At 53.0% G+C, this 20,296-nt stretch carries 15 protein-coding genes; 7 read left to right on the forward strand and 8 right to left on the reverse strand.

What is annotated here, in order from left to right:
• Nucleotides 1–257: 257 nt before the first annotated feature.
• The 7 genes from J0A68_RS10690 to J0A68_RS10720 form a co-directional block, all read right to left on the reverse strand.
• A complete protein-coding gene (locus J0A68_RS10690; protein ID WP_206578207.1) occupies nucleotides 258–1,106 on the reverse strand; it encodes a DUF4843 domain-containing protein in 849 nt (282 codons plus the stop codon).
• Nucleotides 1,107–1,119: 13 nt separating this feature from the next.
• Nucleotides 1,120–2,562 carry a RagB/SusD family nutrient uptake outer membrane protein gene (locus J0A68_RS10695; protein ID WP_206578208.1) on the reverse strand — a complete coding sequence of 481 codons (1,443 nt, stop codon included), beginning with the start codon at nucleotides 2,560–2,562 and terminating at the stop codon, nucleotides 1,120–1,122.
• Nucleotides 2,563–2,574: 12 nt separating this feature from the next.
• Nucleotides 2,575–5,565, reverse strand: a complete 2,991-nt coding sequence (locus J0A68_RS10700; RefSeq protein WP_206578209.1) for a SusC/RagA family TonB-linked outer membrane protein — start codon at nucleotides 5,563–5,565, stop codon at nucleotides 2,575–2,577.
• 445 nt (nucleotides 5,566–6,010) lie between these two features.
• Nucleotides 6,011–7,933 carry an OmpA family protein gene (locus J0A68_RS10705; RefSeq protein ID WP_206578210.1) on the reverse strand — a complete coding sequence of 641 codons (1,923 nt, stop codon included), beginning with the start codon at nucleotides 7,931–7,933 and terminating at the stop codon, nucleotides 6,011–6,013.
• A 4-nt stretch (nucleotides 7,934–7,937) separates the two neighbouring features.
• Nucleotides 7,938–8,588 (reverse strand): 7-carboxy-7-deazaguanine synthase QueE, encoded by a 651-nt coding sequence (locus J0A68_RS10710; protein WP_206578211.1) that lies wholly within the window; start codon nucleotides 8,586–8,588, stop codon nucleotides 7,938–7,940.
• A gap of 120 nt (nucleotides 8,589–8,708) precedes the next feature.
• Nucleotides 8,709–9,158: a GNAT family N-acetyltransferase gene (locus tag J0A68_RS10715; RefSeq protein ID WP_206578212.1), complete on the reverse strand. Its 450-nt coding sequence runs from the start codon at nucleotides 9,156–9,158 to the stop codon at nucleotides 8,709–8,711.
• A 94-nt stretch (nucleotides 9,159–9,252) separates the two neighbouring features.
• Complete coding sequence (locus J0A68_RS10720) at nucleotides 9,253–10,839, reverse strand: amidohydrolase (RefSeq protein WP_206578213.1); 1,587 nt, start codon at nucleotides 10,837–10,839, stop codon at nucleotides 9,253–9,255.
• Nucleotides 10,840–11,010: 171 nt separating this feature from the next.
• On the opposite strand from J0A68_RS10720, the gene leuS reads away from it, so the two are divergent.
• The 4 genes from leuS to J0A68_RS10740 all read left to right on the forward strand — a co-directional run bounded on the left by leuS (nucleotide 11,011) and on the right by J0A68_RS10740 (nucleotide 15,537).
• Complete coding sequence (leuS, locus tag J0A68_RS10725; RefSeq protein WP_206578214.1) at nucleotides 11,011–13,785, forward strand: leucine--tRNA ligase; 2,775 nt, start codon at nucleotides 11,011–11,013, stop codon at nucleotides 13,783–13,785.
• Nucleotides 13,786–13,869: 84 nt separating this feature from the next.
• Complete coding sequence (locus J0A68_RS10730) at nucleotides 13,870–14,178, forward strand: nucleotidyltransferase family protein (protein ID WP_206578215.1); 309 nt, start codon at nucleotides 13,870–13,872, stop codon at nucleotides 14,176–14,178.
• Entirely contained in the window at nucleotides 14,162–14,503 is a 342-nt protein-coding gene (locus tag J0A68_RS10735) for a HepT-like ribonuclease domain-containing protein (protein ID WP_206578216.1), read from the forward strand. The genes J0A68_RS10730 and J0A68_RS10735 overlap by 17 nt, the downstream gene beginning before the upstream one ends.
• Nucleotides 14,500–15,537 (forward strand): glycosyltransferase family 4 protein, encoded by a 1,038-nt coding sequence (locus J0A68_RS10740; RefSeq protein ID WP_206578217.1) that lies wholly within the window; start codon nucleotides 14,500–14,502, stop codon nucleotides 15,535–15,537. Before J0A68_RS10735 ends, J0A68_RS10740 begins: the two co-directional genes overlap by 4 nt.
• A 443-nt stretch (nucleotides 15,538–15,980) precedes the next feature.
• Here J0A68_RS10740 and J0A68_RS10745 read toward each other — a convergent pair whose 3' ends face one another.
• Nucleotides 15,981–16,907 (reverse strand): AraC family transcriptional regulator, encoded by a 927-nt coding sequence (locus tag J0A68_RS10745; RefSeq protein WP_206578218.1) that lies wholly within the window; start codon nucleotides 16,905–16,907, stop codon nucleotides 15,981–15,983.
• A gap of 167 nt (nucleotides 16,908–17,074) precedes the next feature.
• On the opposite strand from J0A68_RS10745, the gene J0A68_RS10750 reads away from it, so the two are divergent.
• The 3 genes from J0A68_RS10750 to J0A68_RS10760 all read left to right on the forward strand — a co-directional run bounded on the left by J0A68_RS10750 (nucleotide 17,075) and on the right by J0A68_RS10760 (nucleotide 20,293).
• Nucleotides 17,075–18,601, forward strand: coding sequence for an aldehyde dehydrogenase family protein (locus tag J0A68_RS10750; protein WP_206578219.1), 1,527 nt, complete (start codon nucleotides 17,075–17,077; stop codon nucleotides 18,599–18,601).
• Between the two features lie 71 nt (nucleotides 18,602–18,672).
• Complete coding sequence (locus J0A68_RS10755) at nucleotides 18,673–19,071, forward strand: DUF779 domain-containing protein (protein WP_206578220.1); 399 nt, start codon at nucleotides 18,673–18,675, stop codon at nucleotides 19,069–19,071.
• Between the two features lie 58 nt (nucleotides 19,072–19,129).
• The gene (locus J0A68_RS10760; protein ID WP_206578221.1) at nucleotides 19,130–20,293 is read left to right on the forward strand and encodes a dipeptidase; all 1,164 of its coding nucleotides are present in this window, start codon (nucleotides 19,130–19,132) and stop codon (nucleotides 20,291–20,293) included.
• Nucleotides 20,294–20,296: the final 3 nt, after the last annotated feature.

Here is a 20,296-nt window from a genome sequence, read left to right on the forward strand (position 1 = left end):
CATAGCAACACGTTCATCTTCAGATTTTAAACTAGTACAAAGTAATTAAAGTTTGCCTATATCCTATTTCCAAGCCCTCCTATTAGCCCGCTAAGCTCGGTTTTGGCCAAGACGGCCTCCGCTATCCCTGATCGGCCAACAGATGCTTTTTCCCACAAAATGATCCAGCCATCGAAAACCCGGCGCCCTTAGCTCAGACTTGAGCAAAAGAAAAAAGAGGGCCAAGATGACCCTCTTTTCGATCTATAGGAAACCGTTTATTGCTTGGTCAAAACCACATCGCCTGCATCGCCCCAAGTATTGGACCAGGTGATGGATATAGTTCCGTCTTGGTTTATCATACCGTTGATGGTAAACGGATCCTGATACCGGTCCGCGTTGGCGGGGTCGCCGGTGATCTCACCGCAGGCATCGGAGATCTTGCCTATGGGCGCTGTGTCGTCATAGAGACCAGGGTACAGCCCAAAAGAGATGTCATTGACCTGATAGACGCCGGTACCGGCATTGCTCAACACCACTTGGTCAGCAGCGGATATCACAAAGTTGGTCGTAGACTGATCGGCTCCGCCTTCTCCATCTCCCAGCTGCAAATATTCCCAAAAGACCTTGTAGGTTCCTGCCAACTCGGAAGAGCAGATCACCCGAATCGCCAACAAAAGGTCTCCATAATTCGTCGAAACCTCGGCGCCACTCGCCGTAGTCATCTTCAAGACCAAATCCGGAGTCTCAGAGGGGTCGATGTTTCCGGTAAGAACCGTCACCGGAACCATCCCGGTAAATTCGCCGGCGGGGATGGTAACAGAAGCGCCGCTAAACTCGTAGTGCACTCCCCTGACGGCCGTAGAAGTCGGATCCACGGAGACCTCCACCGTGATCGGCGAGGAACTGTTGGTCGACACACGGTTGATCTGAAGCTCCACGACATCCGTCTGATTAGCCGACAAGCGGACAAAGGAAGCCGTGCGTCCATTGGGCAGTCTGCCGTCTTCAAACTCGACAAAGGTCCCCTGTAGAAGGGTATCATCTCCCTGGTCGTCAAAGCATCCCGTCAGAGACAGGGAGGCCAAGATCGTCGCAAGGAATATATATATCTTGTTCAATTTCATGATTTTCCGATTTTTAGTTGTAACCAGGATTGTTTTCCAGTAGCTCGTTGAGGGTGATTTCGTCCTGAGGAAGAGGCGCCAAAATGCGGTAATCAGCGTAAGGAACCGGCTCAAAAGACCCCGCCTTGGAGATCGTCAATCCGTTGCGCTTCAGGTCAAACCATCTGTGTCCTTCCAATGCAAACTCGGTTCTTCTCTCCTTCAAGATGGCTTGGAAGAGTGAATTGCCGGACAGTCCCGCCAGCGGCGCCACTCCCCTCTTGCTTCTCAGGGCGTTCAGGTCCGCAAGCGCACCGGAGTCGTTCCCGGTTTTTTGCCTTGCTTCCGCACGGATGAGGTAGAGCTCTGATGCACGGAGGATTGGCAGGTTTTCCAGGAAGTCTCCCTTTGCCCCCAGCCATTTTTTGGATCGGTAAACCACGCCGTCGGCTCCACTTCGGGTAGTTTCGGCCCACATGGTCTTTCTCACATCTCCGGCATCATAGGCAGCCAGAAGCTCGTCCGTGGCAGTCACGATAAACTGAGCCCCGGTGTACACGTTGGCGGTCAGGGAGCACATGGAGTTGTTTACCCCATCCACTGTGGACCAGTCCACCGACCTGATTTCCATCTCAAATACCGACTCGGGATTTGGGAAGGTATTGAAGGCTGCTTCATAACCCGCTGCGGAGACCAGCCCGGTACCGGTGTTGCTCAGGCCAAGAGTTCCCATCGCCTGGGTGGCCATGGTGACTGCTTCCGCATTTTTGCCCTCGTAGAGATATACTCGGGACAGCAGCAGTTCGGCGGCGCCTTTGGAGGCCCGGTAGATCCCGGCAGTTCCCATGGACTGTACAGCCAAGCTGGAAATAGCCACATTCAAATCCGCCTCGATCTGGTCATATACTTCCCGGTTGGTGCTTCTGGAGCGGAAGTCCGCATTGGAAAGCCCCAAAGTAGGGGTGGTACGCAGGATCACCGCGGCATTCCAGCCACTGACCTCCTGTCCAGGCTCGTAGCCATAGACTCGGGCCAGGTCGAAGTAAAACAAAGCCCGCAGGAAAGAGGCTTCACCTTTCAATTTGGTGCGCAGCGCCTCGTCCCCTTCCACCTTGTCGATCTCGGTCAGGAGGATATTGGCCTCGTTGATCGCGGTGAACAGTCCCGTGGTGGAGTAGCTCCACAGGTTGATGTGCTGCCGATCGGCGTTGGCTTCCTGGCCGATGTATCTACCAGTGTTGGCGATGATCCGCAGGTTATCCGCCATGATCTCGGGGGCGATCAGCATAGTCTGGCCATAGTAGTTGAAGCTTCTCACCCGGCCGTAAATGGAAAACAGCAAGGACTCAAAGCTCTTCACATCCGTAAAGGCCGTCTCGGGGGTCAAACTTTGTCTTGGCTCGGTCTCCAGCATGCTATCGCAGGATCCCAACAACAAGGCGCCTCCCAGAATAAGTGTCTTTAATATATTTTTCATTCCCTATTTCTGTTAGAAGTTAAGATTGATCCCGGCGGTGATTTGCTTTCCGTTTGGATACGATCCATAAGTGGACGTACCTACGGAGTTGACTTCCGGGTCGATTCCATTATAGTTGGTGAACGTGGCCAGGTTCATCCCTTGGACAAACACGCTGGCGTTGCTCATGCCAATTCTGCTGGCGAGCTCACCGGCAAGGGTGTACTTGAGGGTCACCTGCTTCAGGCGCACGTAGCCACCGTCGCTCAGCAGTCTGGTAGAGAAGGTTCCGATGTTGGATGTCCCCGGAGCCTGGCCGCCTTCATAGGGCTTGCCGACCGTGGTGATATCGCCGGGCTGCTTCCAGTAGTCGCCTTGGCTCACAAACTGGTTGTCGGGACCAGATCCCCAAGCGCCCAGGTTATAGATATCCGAGTTGGTCACGAGGTTGCCAAACTGGCCTTGGAAAAACACTTCCAAGGTCAAAGGTCCGTAGCTGAAGGTGTTGGTAAATCCTCCGTAGCTGCTGGGAAGGGCGCTGCCTCTGTAGTCCAGCGTGGACTCGCCCACCACGTAGGTGTAGCTACCAGCGTTGTCAGAGTACATGGCCAACCCATTTGCCGGGTTCACACCCAGATACTCATTGGTGTAGAAGAAATCGATGGGTCTGCCGACGATAAGGTCATTGCCGATTCTGTCCAAGCCGTCGTAAAGGGAAAGCAGCTCGTTTTCCAGAAAGGTGATATTGAAGGCGGTAGACCATTGGAACTTGCCGGATACCACGTTGGTAGTCTGCAGGTCAATGTCTATCCCTTGGTTTCGCACTTCCCCTGTATTTCGGGTGATGGTGCCAAAACCGGAATCCACAGGCAGCGGCGTATCAAACAGCAGGGACTTGGAGTCTTTTCTCCAAAAATCCACCGTGGCGATGATTCGGCCATTAAACATGGTTCCGTCCACACCCACGTTCATGGAGTGGGCCTCTTCCCAGGTCAGGAGGTCATTTCCGAGCTGAGAGATCGTCAAGCCACCGTTTCCGAGGTACTGGCCACTAGAGCCGACCAAGGTTCTGGAGGCAAAGTTGGCGATGTCGGAGTTACCGGTGATCCCGTAGGACGCCCGCACGCGGAGGTTGTCCAGCCAGCTCACATCCTGCAGGAAGCTTTCGGAGGAAAGTCTCCATCCCACCGACAAGGCGCCAAAGGTTCCCCACTTGTTTTCCGAACCAAAACGGGAAGATCCGTCTCTTCTCAGCGTCACGTCAGCGGTGTAGCGATCGTCGTAGTCATATTTGGCCTGGCCAAAAAATCCCGCCCGCTTGTACTCGGTGTAGTTGGAGTTGACCGCAAAGGGAGTCGCCGCGTTTTGCAGGTAGATCAGGGTTGGATTGGGGAATCCTCTACCCGTGGCAGATTGGGTGTCTCCGTTGCCGACTTTGTATTCAAAGCCCAAGACACCGGATACGGTATGCACTTCGTTGAATTTCCTGTTGAAATTGAAGTTATGGTTGGTGTTGAAGTTGGTATTTCTTCTTCCGGTGAAAACCGAAGCGCCTCCATAAGAGGAGAACACAGGGATAGTCGAAGGCCTGTTGTTGATCTCCTGGATATCAGAGAAGTCCAACCCAAAATAGGAAGTCCAGCTCAACCAAGGCACAAACTGATAGGTAAGCGACAGGTTGGAAACGGACTGCACGGTCTTGGCGTTTCGCAGTTCCTCATACACACCCTGCACGATGTTGTACCCAAACAGGTGATTGGAAGGATAAGCGGCAAAGGTCCCGTCCTCGTTGTAGATCGGTACATTGGGACGCGCTGAGTAGCCTGCCACAAACGGCCCGTTCACAAAGTTGCCTCGGTCGATGGTACCGTTGGTATTCTGGTAAGCCAGGGACAATGCCGCCGACACGGTAAACTTCTGGTTGGGCTTGTGGGTCAAGTTCAGACGTCCGGTAGCTCTTTGGTAGTCTGACTGGATGATTTGGGCTTCCTGATCGGTATAGGATCCGGAGAGGAAAAAGGTCGTCCTGTCGTCCCCACCGGAGATGGACAGGTCATATACACTCACTCTCGCATCCCGATAGAGCTCATCTACCCAATTGTAACTTTCCAGATTGGGATCCTCAGGATCTCCATAGGTAGCCGCTGCATTGGCCGGATTGAGACCGGCGTTGATGTAGGCGTCACGCTTGATGGTAGCCAGCTGGGTGGCATCCATGACGTCATAGAGGTTCAAGGGCTTCACGATACCTTCCTGCACGGACAGGCGAACGTTGGTCTTGCCTTTTTTACCTCTTTTGGTAGTGATCAGCACCACCCCGTTGGCAGCCTGGGCACCATAGATCGCCGCGGAAGCAGCATCCTTCAGCACCTCGATTGACTCGATGTCATTGGGGTTGATAGAGGCGAGGGCGTTTTGGGAACCTTGTCCCGCCAAACTCTGTGACCCCACGCCACCGATGGCGATCTGCACCCCATCGACGATGTAGAGAGGCTCGTTGCTGGCATTGACGGAGCCCACGCCCCTCACGCGTACGTTGAGCGCCCCACCAGGCTGGCCAGTGGAAGAAGTGACTTGTACACCGGCTATCCTACCCTGCATCGCCCGGTCAAAAGACTGCACGGGCAGATCCTGAAAGACCTCCCCTCGAACGGACGACACCGCCCCGGTCATCTCCCGCTTGGACTGATCCCCGTAGGAGGTGATTACAAATTCAGACAGAGACTGCACATCCGGCTCCATGGCCACATTGATCGTCGTCTGGTTCCCGATCGTCACCTCGCGGGAAGCTAAGCCCACAAAACTGAAGACGAGAACATTGCTTCCGGCGGGGACATTGATCGAATACTTGCCATCGATGTCGGTGGCTGTCCCGATCGTCGTTCCCTTCACCAGAACTGTCGCTCCCGGTACACCCAAGTTGTCCTCTACCGAGGTCACGGTACCGGTAATCACACGGCTTTGCGCAAACGCAGAAACGCCTACGAAAAACAGCATGAGTCCTAGAAGTAAAACTTTCCTCATATTGATTGGTTTTGGTTAAATAATAGAACTAGTACTCTACTCGATATAGTAATAAATACCGCTAAGAATGTACAAAAGTTTGAAGGAAGAGGCAAATAAAATGAATCCATCAATCCATGTTTTCAGAACATAATTCTGAAAACAATTTTATCCACTGATTTCACAGTTGATTATTCTGTAAAGGAAATGTTAACAAAAGTTAATTTTCGAAAAAATTCGGCCTGTACCGAAAAAACTACATGAACGGTAAGCCAAAAACATAAAAACCAAAATTTTCTTCTTACTTGAAGTCGCTACGTAGTACTGAATGAAAATAATATGTCGATAAACATAGACAAACCTTTCTTTATCCAGTTGGTTTGATCGGGACGCTTCCTCTTTCGCAATAGAAAAAACGGACAGTAGACAGCGGTCCCCAAAGCGCTGCCACTGCAGATAAAATCGCCTAAAGAATCTTGATCGTGATCCGGCGATTCAGCGCCTGGTTTTTGGGGTTGGAGTTGGGCACCATCGGCTCCTTGTCGCCTTTGCCCTCCACCATGACTCTTCCCGGATGGAGCCCTGCCGCCATCAAAAAAGACTGCACGCTCTTGGCACGCTGAAGGCTGAGCGTCTGGTTGTAGGCCACGCTGCCGACGTTGTCGGTGTGGCCGGTGATCAGGATGTTGACATTGGGGTTTTCCAAAAGAAATTTCTGGAGGCGACGGAGGGAGGTCTTCGATTCTGGCTTGAGATCGTATTTGTCAAACTCGAAGAAGACGTTTTCGAAGACAAACTCCTCCCCAGCGGCGACAGGTGTAAGCTCCACCTTCAGGTCTTTCACGTTTTGGATCTTGTCCCGCTCCACATTGTAGATCTTGGGCAGGAAGCCTTTCTTTTCCACATAGAGCCCCGACACGGCATTTTCGGGATAGAGCATCGTGAAGTCACCCGTCTTGCCATCCGCCTGAAACTGGTACAGCGTACTGTCGTTGGTCAGGGACACGAGCGACAGCGTTGCGTCCACGGGCTGCCCGGTCTTTGCGTTGAATACCTTGCCCTCGGTCACCGTCAGGTTTTCGCCCAGGTAGATCTCCTCCGGAAACTTAAACCTATACAAGAGCGAGCGGTCATTTTGGTCCTCCTCCGAGGTCAACTCGGTATAGTAGGCATAGTCCTTTTTGGCCGTGATGAAGAGCGCCACCTGCTCCAGCTGGTCATTGATCGGAAGGCCTAGGTTTTCAGGCTTTTGAAACTCCCCATTTTTCACCCGGGAAAGAAAAATATCCATCCCCCCAAAGCCCAGATGTCCGTCGGAGGCGAAAAAAAGGATCTCGTTGTTGAAAAACATGAAGGGGGAAATCTCGTCCTTGGGCGTATTGACCGTGGCACCCAGATTTTTTGCTTCCGCCCAGCTGCCGTCATTTTGGCGCACGCTGTACCAAATGTCATTGCCCCCAAAGCCTCCCCGGCGATTGGAGGAAAAGAACAGAATCCGGCCGTCGGCAGAGAGGGAGGGTTGGGAATCCCATGACCGCGAGTTGACCTTGGTGCCCATGTTGGTCGGCCGTTGCCAGTGTCCATTGACCTTGTAGGCGACGTAGAGGTCGCAGCTGCCCTGGGAATCGGGCGCGTCGCAGGACGTGTAGATGAGGATCTTGCCGTCGGCGGTGACCGAGCAGGTGCCTTCGTTGTAGGGGGAATTGATCGTCTCGGCGAGGCTTTGCGGGGGCGTCCAGCCATCCTCCCCATCCACATAGGAAGTGTAGATGTCTTCCTTGTCAAAGTTCCCCGTCCCATCCCGCTTAGTAAAGAGAATCTGCTCCCCATCCGCGGTCAGCACGGGAAAATACTGGAGGTTAAACTCGTTCAGCGGAGACCTGAGCCGCTGCTTCTCTATAGCCTGGGTGCTGCCCAGCTGCGTCTGCAGGAAATTCATCCGCGTCTGCATCTCCTTATAGTAAAGGTGGTTTTTGAAAGCCGGGTCGAGGATGGGATCTACCTTGGCAAATTCATCGTAGGCCTTTTGAAACTCTCCCTTTTGCCAGTAGATATTCGTGAGCACCCACCCAAACTCCGCCACGTTTTTTGCGCTGGCGTTTTTTCCCGACAGCCTTGCCTTGCCCGCATTGGCGGTTTTTTCGGCATTGTCCAGCTGCCCCATGGTGATGTACAGCTGCGCGGCCTTCACATACGCTTCCAAAAAAGACGCTTCCCTTGCGATAGCTGCCTTGTACTTGCCCATCGCCTCATTGTATTGCCTAGACAGCGTCAGCTCTTCCCCCTCTTGGTACAGCTTGATGGCCTTTCCATCGATGATGGAATAGGTCTGGGCTTCCGAGCGGAAAAAGAAGAAAAGCAGTACAGCAATGAGGAAAACAGGGCGCATTCACTTATGGGATGTCCATAAATTTATGTGTTTGCAGGGAAACTTTCCAATTCGGGCGGTTTTTAACGTATTCGACGATCTCTGGCGTGAATCGGGCAACCTTGCTCCACTCCGGCTGTAGGCGCAGTTCGCAGAGGGGATTGACCTGGGCGGCATGCTCCTCCGCAAAGGCAAAGTCGCTCTTGTTGAAGACGACCACTTTGAGTTCGTCAGCGTGCTTGTAGATGCTCGGATGTGGGTTTTTGAATTTCTTGGGGGAAAAGCAAACCCAGTCAAAGTCCCCCGAAAAAGGATGCGCGCCGGACGTCTCGATGTTGGTGGTGAAGCCTTTTTCCTTCAAAAGCTTGGTCAGCGGCCCCAGGTCATACATCAGCGGCTCTCCGCCAGTGATCACCACAAGCCTCCCCGGGAACTTCAGCGCTTCGTCCACGATCTGCTCGATGGAGAGCACGGGCCACTTCGCAGCCTCCCAGCTTTCCTTCACGTCACACCAGACGCAGCCCACGTCACAGCCTCCCAGCCGGATAAAATAGGCCGGATAGCCTGTAAATCTGCCTTCTCCTTGGATGGTGTAAAAAGCCTCCATGATCGGAAGCTGTTGGCCGGCGGCCACGAGTGCTTGCTTGCTTGACGCGATGAGTTCTTGAGTCTTCATGAATTTTTGGTAAAGCGGGCGATTGAACCGCTGGTGAATGAGGGCACAAAAATAGTGGTAAAGTTGTAAAGTGGCAAGGTTGCAGGTTGGGCCACCTTGCCACTTTGGCACCTTTCCACTTTACAACTCCTTACTCATCACCACCCGATAATCCTCCACCCCACCCTTGGGCAGCACGCCGATGATCCGGAAGCCTCGGCTGAGTCCAAAGCATATCATGGCAGGAAAGCGGTTTCGGGTTTTGAAAAAGACGGATTTAAAGCCCTTTTTCCTAGCCCATGCTTCTTGATAGTCCGCCAACCCATCGGCGACGCCGTGTTTCCTAAACTCCGGCCTCACCCCGCCCATCCATGAATAAAAGGTGTCCGGCGTCTCGCTTTGATAACCGACTTTAAATCCCAACAACTCTCCGTCTCGTTCTGCTACCAAAGCCAAGTAAAGCCTATGCCTCAAGCGATCCGCATAAAAATCACCGGAAGCCCTGCCCGGAAACTCCGGGATACGGGAATGGACCCAGAGCAGCTCTTCCAGGGAGGCTTCACGAATGGTTATATTGGAAAATTGCAACATTGGAAATAGCAGGTTGGAATGTGGTAAAGTGGCAAAGTTGTAAAGTTAGGGTTCTCCCAACCTTACAACTTTCCCACCTTGCAACTTTTCAGCGCTATTTCTTCACCGTCGGATACGTCACGCCCAGCTGCTCCAAATACGTATCGTATTTCGTCTCGTCATAATAGTATTTTTCCAACTCGGGACGGAAACGCTTCATGATGTCGGTATTGATATAGATCGGCGCAGGATCCTCCGCCGTGATCATCGGCTTGTAGGTTTCCTCTTTGGTCTGGACATTTTTGAAATAGTCCCAAGCCTGATCCACCAGCTCCGGCTTCAGCAGAAGATCCAGAATCGTCATCGCCTCGGCTTTGGCACCAGCCGTCACGCCCTTGTGGGCGATCGGCGTCGCCATCGCGATGGCATTGCTCCAGTGGTGGCCAGGCAGACCGGGAATGTTCGATGGAAAGCGCAGCGTCACCGTCGGCACCACCCAAGACACGTCCCCGATATCATCCGAACCTCCAGAGATCGGCTCCTTCACCGGCAAACCCAAGGTATCGAGCTTGGTTGGCAAGCCTTCTTCTTTTGACCCTTGCTCCTTCTGGGCGGCTTTTGCCAAAGTTTGGTCGTTCTCATCCCAGGTCGGCAAGCCGACTTTGAGGATGTTTTGGTACATGGTTTCGGCGATGGTCTTATTGAAGTGGCGGGGCCAAGCGGTGCCGACGATCTTCGATGTCATCGTCGTGCCGGTCATCAGCGCCGCGCCTTTGGCGATGTCATTGGCCTGGGCGTACATTTCCATGATGCCATCGTACTTCACGTCGCGGAAATAGTACCAGATCGAGGCTTGGGAAGGCACCACATTCGGCTGGTCGCCGCCATCCGTGATCACCGAGTGCGAACGCTTCAGCGGATGGAGGTGCTCCCGCTTGTAGTTCCAACCGATGTTCATCAGCTCTACGGCGTCGGCGGCACTTTTCCCCCTCCAGGGAGCGCCTGCGGCATGGGCCGCATCGCCGGCAAAGGTGTATTCCACGGAGATCAGGCCGGTACCGGAAGCCTGCCCATAGCTCACTCCAAGATTATTGGCTACGTGGGTGAAGATGCAGATGTCCACGCCCTCAAACTTGCCGTCGCGGACAAACCATGCCTTGGCAGCGACCAACTCCTCGGCGATCCCCGGCCAGAGGATGAGCGTGCCGCCGATGTTTTCGCGCTCCATGATCTGCTTCACTGCCAGCGCCGCGGTGATATTCAGCGGGATGCCGGCATTGTGTCCTTCCCCGTGGCCAGGCGCACCTTCCACGATGGGTTTGTGGTAGGACACCCCGGGGTATTGGGAGGCTTTCGGGATGTTGTCCACGTCAGAGCCCAGCGCGATGACCGGCCCATCCCCGTTACTCCAGGTCGCAAACCAAGCCGTGGGGATGCCCGAAATGCCGTTCTCGATTTTGAATCCATTTTCCTCCAAAATACCCGTCAGGTACTTGGACGACTCGACCTCCTGAAAACCCAGCTCCGCAAAGCTGAAAATCTTGTCCACCATCACCTGGCTTTGCTTGTGGTTGGCCTGCACGATCTGGGCGGCTTCGGTCTTGAGGGCCTCGATCTGCTTGGCGGAGTATTTTTTCTGGGGAAAAGCGGAGAGGCAAATGCCCCCAGCCAATGCCGCTGTCAATAGTAAATTCTTTCTCATAAGGTCGATTGGTTAGGTTTTGGAAAATACAAAAAAGCCCTAAGTCGCTGATACAAAAATGATCAAAGGCAAAATCGGAACGATGAGAGGAATTGGAAATTTGACTACCAAAGCCGCCTGATTTTTCTATTTTTGCAGGCATTCAGTATAAAAACCAAGAATATTTCAATCATGGCGGATTACAACTTCCGGGAAATCGAGCAGAAATGGCAAAGCTATTGGAAAGAAAAGGGCACTTTCAAAGCAGAAGTCGACCCCAATCGACCTAAATTCTACTCCCTGGACATGTTCCCCTACCCCTCTGGAGCCGGTCTCCACGTGGGACACCCGCTGGGCTACATCGCCTCGGACATCGTGAGCCGATTCAAGGCGCTGAAGGGCTTCAATGTCCTCCACCCCATGGGCTACGATTCCTTTGGACTTCCCGCGGAGCAATACGCCATACAGACCGGACAGCATCCGGCCATCACGACTGAGCAAAACATCACCCGCTACACCGAGCAGCTGAAAAACATCGGCTTTGCCTTTGATTGGGATCGCGAAGTGCGGACTTCTGATCCTGCTTACTATAAATGGACGCAGTGGATCTTCATGCAGCTCTTCAAGAGCTACTACGATCTGGACGCCAACAAGGCGCTTTCGATAGACTCCCTGATCGAGCGCTTTGAGACTTTGGGAAACAAAAGCGTAAAAGCCGTTTCCGACGAAGACACCCCGGTATTTACCGCCGAGGAGTGGAAGGCTTTTTCCGAAAAGGAAAAGCAGGAAATACTTCTCAAGTACCGCCTGACCTTCCTGGCTGAGACCACCGTCAACTGGTGCGCGGCCTTGGGCACCGTCCTTTCCAACGACGAAGTAAAAGACGGCTTCTCCGAAAGAGGCGGGCATCCTGTCGAGCGCAAGAAAATGATGCAGTGGTCCATGCGGATCACCGCCTATGCCGACCGCCTGCTCCAAGGACTCGAACGAGTCGACTGGGCAGAGCCGATCAAGGAAATGCAGCGCAACTGGATTGGCAAGTCCATCGGTGCAGACGTCGTTTTTCAGGTAAAGGATTCCGACAAGAAAATCAAAGTTTTCACCACCCGAGTGGACACGATCTACGGGGTGACTTACCTGGCCTTGGCACCGGAATCCGATCTGGCCGCCAGCCTGATCACCGAAGACCAGCGCGCCACGGCCGAAGCCTACATCGAAGTGGCCAAAAACCGCTCCGAGCGCGAGCGCATGAGCGATGTCAAGACCATCTCCGGAGCCTTCACCGGCTCCTATGCGATCAATCCGTTTAACGGCGAAGAAATCCAAATCTGGGTAGCCGACTACGTGTTGGCGGGCTACGGTACCGGCGCGGTGATGGCCGTACCGGCGCACGACGAGCGCGATTACAACTTTGCGAAGCACTTCGGCCTGGAAATCCGCCAAGTCATCGAAGGATCGATGGAAAACGGTTCCTTCCCGGGAAAAGGCGGATTTATCATCAACTCCGGCTTTATCTCTAATATGTACATGAAGGAAGCGATGGCCAAGGCCATTGCCTTTCTGGAGGAAAAAGGAATCGGAAAAGGCAAGATCCAGTACCGTATGCGCGACGCGATTTTTACCCGCCAGCGCTACTGGGGCGAGCCACTGCCGGTTTATTTTAAGGACGGATTGCCCTACCTGGTGGAGGAAAAAGACTTGCCTTTGGTATTGCCAGAGGTGGACAAATACCTACCAACCGAGGATGGCGAGCCACCACTCGGTCGGGCAAAAGACTGGACGTACAAAACCGCCGAAGGGGAATTTCCGCTGGAAATGTCCACCATGCCGGGCTGGGCAGGGTCGAGCTGGTACTTCTTCCGCTACATGGATCCGAACAACGATACTGCTTTTGCCGACAAAATAAAAACCGACTACTGGGGCGCGGTGGACCTCTACATCGGAGGATCCGAGCATGCGACAGGCCACCTGCTTTATTCCCGATTCTGGACCAAGTTCCTCCACGACATCGGTGCGGTACACATCGACGAGCCTTTCCAGAAGATGATCAACCAAGGCATGATCCAAGGTCGATCCAACTTTGTGTATCGGGTAAAAGGCACCAACCAGTTTGTGAGCCACGGACTGAAAGACCAATACGATTCCTTCGCGATGCACGTGGACGTCAACATCGTCCACAACGACCAGCTCAATCTGGACAAATTCAAGGCTTGGAGACCTGACTTGGCCGATGCGGAATTTATCCTCGAAGACGGCAAATACATCTGCGGCTCTGAGGTGGAAAAAATGTCCAAGTCCAAGTACAACGTCGTCAACCCGGACGACATCATCGAGCGATACGGAGCCGACACGCTGCGACTCTACGAAATGTTCCTCGGGCCTTTGGAGCAGTTTAAGCCTTGGAACACCAATGGCATCGACGGCGTGTACAAGTTCCTCCGAAAGCTCTGGAACCTGTACCACAACTCCGCTGGGGACTTCCAAGTCTCCAACGCGCCTGCTACCAAAGAAGAGCTGAAAGCCCTGCACAAAGCCATCAAGAAGATGGAAGAGGACATGGCCAACCACTCTTTCAACACCTCCGTGTCCAGCTTTATGATCTGCGTGAACGAGCTCACGGCGCTTAAGTGCAACAAGCGAGAGATTCTGGAACCGATGGCCATCTTGGTTTCCCCGTATGCGCCGCATATCGCCGAGGAGCTTTGGTCGCTTTTGGGCCATTCCGAGTCCATCACCAAAGCGACCTTCCCGGAATTCGACGAGAAGCATTTGGTAGAAAGCGCCTTTGAATACCCCGTCATGATCAATGGCAAGATGCGCGCTAAGCTGAATCTTTCCCTTTCCCTCACCGTGCAGGAGATCGAAAAAGCTGCCCTAGCCGACGAAGCCGTCCAAAAGTGGCTTGAGGGAAAGGCTCCGAAAAAGGTCATCATCGTACCGGGCAAAATCGTCAATCTGGTGGTGTAACTTCCATTAAACTTCCTGAAAAAGGCTCTTTCCAAACGGATCGGGCCTTTTTCCGTTTTAGCGAATACAAGCTATATTTGGTAGGTGAACCTGGTCAAAGACCATATCGAAACAATCGGGCAGCTGTGCAAAAAGCACCACGTAGAAAAACTCTATGTCTTTGGCTCTGTGCTCACGCCCTCCTTCACCGATTCCAGCGACGTGGATTTTTTGGTAGAGTTCGAAGACAAAAAAATCGAGAGGTTTGTAAGCAATTTTTTCAGCTTGAAGGCTAATCTTGAATCACTTCTGGGAAGAGAAGTTGACTTGGTCGAATCGGATGCTATCAGCAATCCTTACTTTAAGGAAGAACTGGAGGAAACAAAACTGCTACTTTATGAATCGGAAGATTAAGAAGTATCTTTTCGACATCCTCACTTGTATCCAAGAAATCGAAAGCTTTATTGAAGGAAGAGAAATCAGCACGGACACCCTTAGGTCAGACCGAAAGACTCTAAGAGCCATAGAACGTGACCTTGAAATCATTGGTGAGGCCATGAAACGAATCCTTAGACTTGATCCCGAAATACAAATATCTGACACATCAGAGATCATAGGAGCGAGAAACTATATTGCCCACGAGTATGAGTCAGTCTCCTTGTCCATTCTGTCCAGAACGCTGACTGATCATATTCCCCTTTTAAAAAAGGAAGTAACACTACTTCTTGCGGAAAAATGATCATCTATACTTTCCCTATTCGTACTGCCTTTATAGACCGCGACTTGGAAATGATCAGCCCAAAGGCCAAAATCCGACCGCTGGTCTTTACCAATCAGCCTGCCAAGCTCCCCTTCTATTTCATCCTCCAGTTTTTCCAACTCCTCTGGCTCTTGCCGAAAACGGACCAATACCTCTGTTTCTTCGGGGGATACCACGCTGTTCTTCCAGTGTGGTTTGGAAGGGCCTTCGGCAAAAGGTGCACGATCCAGGCTGGGGGGATGGACTGCATGAACATGCCGGAGATTGGCTACGGCAATTTTCGGAAAAAGTGGCTTCGAAAAGCGACTGTCTATTCTTTCAAAAATTGTAGTCTCATCCTCCCGGTTGCCGAGGCCTTGCTCAAGCAAGACTATCGCTACGATCCCAAAATCAATCCAAAGCAGGGCCTGCAAAACCTCATTCCCGACCTGACTACCCCTACGCAGGTCGTACCTAATGGCTTTGACACCTCCTTCTGGAAGAATCTCGGCAAAGCAAGAACCCCATTAAGCTTTGTCTCGGTCGCCACCGGAACGTCCAATGCATCCCGCGCACAGGTCAAGGGCTACGACCTGATCGAGCAGCTGGCCCAAGCCCACCCGGACTGGACCTTCACCCTGATCGGCGACGCCAACTATTCCTCTCCCGAGGCCAATGTCCGTATTCTTGGCAAAGTGGACGCTGCCCAGCTGAGAGACCAGTACAATCGGCACCAATTCTACCTTCAACTCTCCGCGTCTGAGGGCTTCCCAAATGCTCTAGGCGAAGCCATGGCCTGCGGCTGCATTCCCATCGGATCTGCGGTCGGCGCCATTCCCGAAATCATCGGTGCATGCGGCTTGATACTCGAAACAAAGGACTCGGCCTTGCTAGACCTAAAAGTCGTCGAACTGCTTTCCGAGGACCTTCAGCAGCTCTCTTCGCTGGCATCCCTAAGAATCGGCTACCAGTTTAGCTTTCAGCGCCGACAAAACCTGCTTTTTTCAAACCTCGGCCTACTCCAAGAGAAATAAAACCACAACGCCTGGGAGCTGCGCCGTGAGAATCACCCGGCTTGTCCCTCCACCAACCCCAGTTTCCTTGCGTGAATCTCCAGTTTCCAAATTTTCGAAAAGGAATAACGCTTTTTTGGGTCAAAATCAGAATCTTCTAAATCACAAGGTTTTACAAATCCAAAAACCAGTTCCCTCCATTTCCACAAAAAAAAGCTCAAATACACCTCTTTTTTAAACCGGTTTTTTGATAGTTGACAAAAATCAAAATCAAACAGACATAAAAAAAGGGAGCCTTTTAAAAAACAGGCTCCCGGTTAGGGTTTATTGTTAATGGATTAAAACCATATAAACTTTGGCAATAGGCTGGGTTGAGCTACTCTTTAGTATGCAAAAGTTTCTTAAACCTAATTAAAACACTTAAAACTTCAAAATTTCCGTAAAAAGTTTTCAGATATTTTTTGTTACGCGTTTGTTACCTTTTTAAAACCATTGGGGGTAACGCCAAATTCCTGCTTGAAAGCGCGGATAAAATAGGTAACACTGTTGAAGCCCGCCATCAGTCCGACCTCCTGGATCTGAAAGCCTCCGATGAGCAGGTATTTGCGGGCCAGCTTCAGGCGTTCTTTCAGCACATAGTCCATGGGGGTCATTCCAAGTTCGTTTTTGAAGGTGCGGACAAAATGCGCCTTGCTCATGCAGGCCTCGGATGCCAGGCGGTTGAGGGTGATGTTTTCGCGGATGTTGTTTTTCACATACTCCGCCACGTGGGCCAGCCGATTTCCCGACGCCAGTTGGCGGTAGGTATTCTCCAGCATCTCTCTAGCCTGGGTTTGGCTGAGCCGGATCAGCAGTTCCTTCAAGGCCAAGGAAGCAATCAGATCCTTTTCCCTGGACCGCTCCTTGACTCCGATCCGGATGAAGCGGTTGATGATCTCCGTCAAATCCTGGGAATTCGAAAGATGAAAATAGTTTAGGTTTAGCCCCCAGCCCTGCTCAAGGAGGCGCTCGGAAAACCGCTCGTTGAGCATATTGAAGGTATTTTCTATCATTTCCTTGGAAATGGACAGGGCGATGCACTGGGTGGGATTGTCCCACTGGGCCTCGGGAAAGTCGATGTTCATCACCTCACCGGGAGGAACGATCACGGACTCTCCGGGCACGTACTCGAAGCCCGGCTTGTCAAAAAGGTGCATGACCTTTTTCCCTCTGAGCATGGTCGTCAGCACCAGATCGCCAAACACCAAGTTCACGTTGTCCGCCTGCTGGTGGGTCTCAAAGATGTTCAGTTCGCAATTGTCCAGGGTATAGGTCGTGCGGTTTTCGACCAGCGTTTTCAGGTCTCTGGGGTTTCTCCAGGGCACGCCTGAGATGAAGTCATTTTGGGCCATAGTCATCCTAATATACTGAATACAAGCCTGCAAGTTTGTTCCCTTTGCTTTTTTTCACGAATCAGGCCAAGCCAAACCGCAACACAAGTGGATCAAATGAGCCTACTGTGCAATTTTTCAAAATTATAATGGGACAACTTTGACTCATACCAAAATAACCAGAAACCATGGACACGCTTACCTACGCAAAAAGCCCGGCGGTCGACCGACCCCTGATCAAGGAAAAATACGAGCACTTCATCGGCGGACAATGGGTCGCCCCAGCATCCGGAGAGTACTTTGACAATATTTCACCCATCGACGGCAAAGCCTTTTCCAAGGCCGCAAGAGGCAATAAAGAAGACATAGAAAAAGCGCTGGATGCCGCGCATGAGGCCTTCAAGACTTGGTCAAAATCCCCAGCCGCTGAGCGCAGCCGCGTGCTCAACAAGATCGCCGACGTGATCGAGGACAACCTGGAGCTGCTCGCCCGGATCGAAACCATAGACAACGGAAAAGCCCTCCGTGAAACCCGCGCCGCGGATCTACCGCTCTGCGTGGACCATTTTCGATATTTCGCAGGAGTGATCCGCGCCGACGAATCCACCATCTCCGAACATGACGAACACACCGTCAGCATTGCCCTACACGAGCCGCTGGGCGTCGTGGGACAGATCATCCCCTGGAACTTCCCCCTGCTGATGGCGGTGTGGAAAATCGCCCCTGCCCTGGCGGCCGGATGCTGCACGGTCGTCAAACCGGCAGAGCAAACCCCCACCAGCATCATGGTGCTCATGGAGCTGATCGCGGACATCGTCCCCGCCGGCGTGATCAATGTAGTCACGGGATTTGGCCCTGAGGCGGGCAAGCCCCTCGCGACTTCCTCCCGCGTAGCCAAGGTGGCTTTCACCGGAGAGACGACCACAGGGCGCCTGATCATGCAGTACGCTTCCGAAAACCTAATCCCCGTCACGATGGAATTGGGCGGCAAGTCCCCGAATATCTTCATGAAGTCCGTCGCCGACGCAGACGATGAATTCTTTGACAAGGCCGTAGAGGGCGCGGTGATGTTTGCGCTCAACCAAGGGGAAGTCTGCACCTGCCCCTCCAGGATTCTCGTTCACGAGGACATCTATGACCGATTCATGGAGCGGGTCATCGCCCGTACCAAAGCCATCAAGCTGGGCCACCCCCTGGCGGAGGACACGATGATGGGAGCCCAAGCCTCCAACGACCAGTTCGAAAAAATCCTTTCCTATCTGGAAATCGGAAAACAAGAAGGCGCGGAAGTGCTCGCCGGAGGTGCCAAAGCCTCGCTCAACTCCGGCCTGGAAAACGGCTACTACATCCAGCCCACCATCTTCAAGGGAAACAACAAGATGCGGATTTTCCAAGAAGAGATCTTCGGACCAGTCACCTGCGTGACGACTTTCAAAACCACCGAAGAAGCCATCGCCATTGCCAATGACACCATGTACGGACTCGGCGCCGGGCTTTGGTCACGGGACGCCCACGAGCTGTACCAGGTGCCTCGGGCGATTCAGGCGGGGAGAGTCTGGGTCAACTGCTACCACGCTTACCCAGCCCATGCTCCGTTTGGCGGCTACAAAAAATCCGGCTTTGGCAGGGAAAACCACGCGATGATGCTCAACCACTACCGCCAAACCAAGAACATGCTGATCTCCTACAGCAAGCAAAAATTAGGTTTCTTTTAATTAGGGTTTATTGTCGGAGAGGAGCAGGAAGTATCCTGCTCCTCTTTTTTTCCAACCCAAAAGAACCTGACATGACTACTCCAAAACGAATCCTTGCCACCGAAGCGGCCAAAGAGACCATCGATACGCTGAGAACCCGCCTAGGCACGGAGCTGATGTTTCACCAAAGCGGAGGTTGCTGCGACGGTTCCTCGCCGATGTGCTTCGAAAAGGGAGACTTCAAAGTCGGATCCCAAGACGTCTGGCTGGGCACCGTCCACGGCTGCGATTTTTTCATGAGCGCAGACCAGTTTGAATACTGGAAGTACTCCGAGCTGACGCTGGACATCACACCCGGAAGGGGGAGCAGCTTTTCCCTGGAAATCCCGATGGGTATCCGCTTCCTTATCCGTTCCCGCCTATTTTCCATGGAAGAGTACGAAGCACTGCCCCCCACCCAAAATGGAGAGGAGTTTTTGTCCCTGCCGTAGGCTTTCTGCCGCGTAGACCACATTTTTTTATCTATCTTAATCAGCAAAACCCCAGCGGATGAAAAAAATCCTGATTGCCTTGGGAGTCCTCTTGGCTATTTACCTCATAGGCATCTACACCGTCCCACCCTACATCGAGTCCCAGCGAAACCCGGTCATCCAAAGCCCGCCTTACGCAGTGTCCCCCGCCGCACAGGCGCTGTACGATCGGCTGGACTTCATCGCCGACCTGCATTGCGACGCCTTGCTCTGGGGGCGTGACATCACCGAAAAAGGCACCCGCGGCCATGTGGATTTCCCGCGAATGAGAGAGGCCAACGTCGCCCTGGAGATGTTTACGATTGTCTCCAAGTCACCCTCGGGGCAAAACATGAAGAAAAACTCCTCGGACACCTTTGACAACATCACCCCGCTGACCATCGCCAAGGGAGAAAGCCCCTGGAACTGGTTTAGCCTGGTCAACCGCACCCTCTCCCAGTCGGAAGCCTTGGCCGATTTTGTGGACGATGAAGGCGGAAAAGCCATCTTCATCCGCTCCAAAGCCGACCTACAGCAGCTGGTCGAGGCAAGAAAAACCGACAAACAAGTCATTGGCGCGATGCTCGGCATCGAAGGAGGCCACGCAATCGAAGGCAGTCTGGAAAATCTGGAAAAGGTCTATGAAGCAGGTGTCCGGATGATCGGCCCCACCCACTTCTTCGACAACGAGTTTGGCGGCTCGGCACATGGGGAAAGCAACGAAGGGCTGAGCGACTTTGGCAAATCGGCCGTCATGCGCATGAATGAGCTCGGCATATTTGTCGATCTGGCCCACGCCTCCCCTGCCATCATCGACGACGTGCTGAAGCTGAGTACCGAGCCCGTCATCGTGTCCCACACCGGCGTCCGGGGAGTGCTCGACTCCCAGCGAAACCTCAGCGACGAGCAGATCCAAAAAATAGCCAGCAAAGGCGGAATCATCGGGATCGCTTTCTTTGACGGGGCGGTAGGCACTCCCGAGCTCCCGAATATCATCGCGTCCATTCTGTACGTCCGCGACTTGGTAGGCATAGACTACGTGGCACTGGGCTCGGACTATGACGGAGCGGTGGTCGCGCCATTTGACATTACCGGACTTCCCTTGATCGTGGACGGGCTGCTGGAGGCAGGGCTCTCCGAGAGCGAAATCCGCGCGGTCATGGGGGAAAACGTGAAACGCTTTTTCCTCCAACACCTCGACTAGACC

The sequence above is a fragment of the Algoriphagus oliviformis genome (assembly GCF_017254915.1).
In the GTDB taxonomy this organism is placed as follows: domain Bacteria; phylum Bacteroidota; class Bacteroidia; order Cytophagales; family Cyclobacteriaceae; genus Algoriphagus; species Algoriphagus oliviformis.

Coding starts and splice junctions, on each gene's coding strand:
- J0A68_RS10690 (WP_206578207.1), bottom strand. CDS start 1,106: ATGAAATTGAACAAGATATATATATTCCTTGCGACGATCTTGGCCTCC.
- J0A68_RS10695 (WP_206578208.1), bottom strand. CDS start 2,562: ATGAAAAATATATTAAAGACACTTATTCTGGGAGGCGCCTTGTTGTTG.
- J0A68_RS10700 (WP_206578209.1), bottom strand. CDS start 5,565: ATGAGGAAAGTTTTACTTCTAGGACTCATGCTGTTTTTCGTAGGCGTT.
- J0A68_RS10705 (WP_206578210.1), bottom strand. CDS start 7,933: ATGCGCCCTGTTTTCCTCATTGCTGTACTGCTTTTCTTCTTTTTCCGC.
- J0A68_RS10710 (WP_206578211.1), bottom strand. CDS start 8,588: ATGAAGACTCAAGAACTCATCGCGTCAAGCAAGCAAGCACTCGTGGCC.
- J0A68_RS10715 (WP_206578212.1), bottom strand. CDS start 9,158: ATGTTGCAATTTTCCAATATAACCATTCGTGAAGCCTCCCTGGAAGAG.
- J0A68_RS10720 (WP_206578213.1), bottom strand. CDS start 10,839: ATGAGAAAGAATTTACTATTGACAGCGGCATTGGCTGGGGGCATTTGC.
- leuS (WP_206578214.1), top strand. CDS start 11,011: ATGGCGGATTACAACTTCCGGGAAATCGAGCAGAAATGGCAAAGCTAT.
- J0A68_RS10735 (WP_206578216.1), top strand. CDS start 14,162: ATGAATCGGAAGATTAAGAAGTATCTTTTCGACATCCTCACTTGTATC.
- J0A68_RS10740 (WP_206578217.1), top strand. CDS start 14,500: ATGATCATCTATACTTTCCCTATTCGTACTGCCTTTATAGACCGCGAC.
- J0A68_RS10745 (WP_206578218.1), bottom strand. CDS start 16,907: ATGGCCCAAAATGACTTCATCTCAGGCGTGCCCTGGAGAAACCCCAGA.
- J0A68_RS10750 (WP_206578219.1), top strand. CDS start 17,075: ATGGACACGCTTACCTACGCAAAAAGCCCGGCGGTCGACCGACCCCTG.
- J0A68_RS10755 (WP_206578220.1), top strand. CDS start 18,673: ATGACTACTCCAAAACGAATCCTTGCCACCGAAGCGGCCAAAGAGACC.
- J0A68_RS10760 (WP_206578221.1), top strand. CDS start 19,130: ATGAAAAAAATCCTGATTGCCTTGGGAGTCCTCTTGGCTATTTACCTC.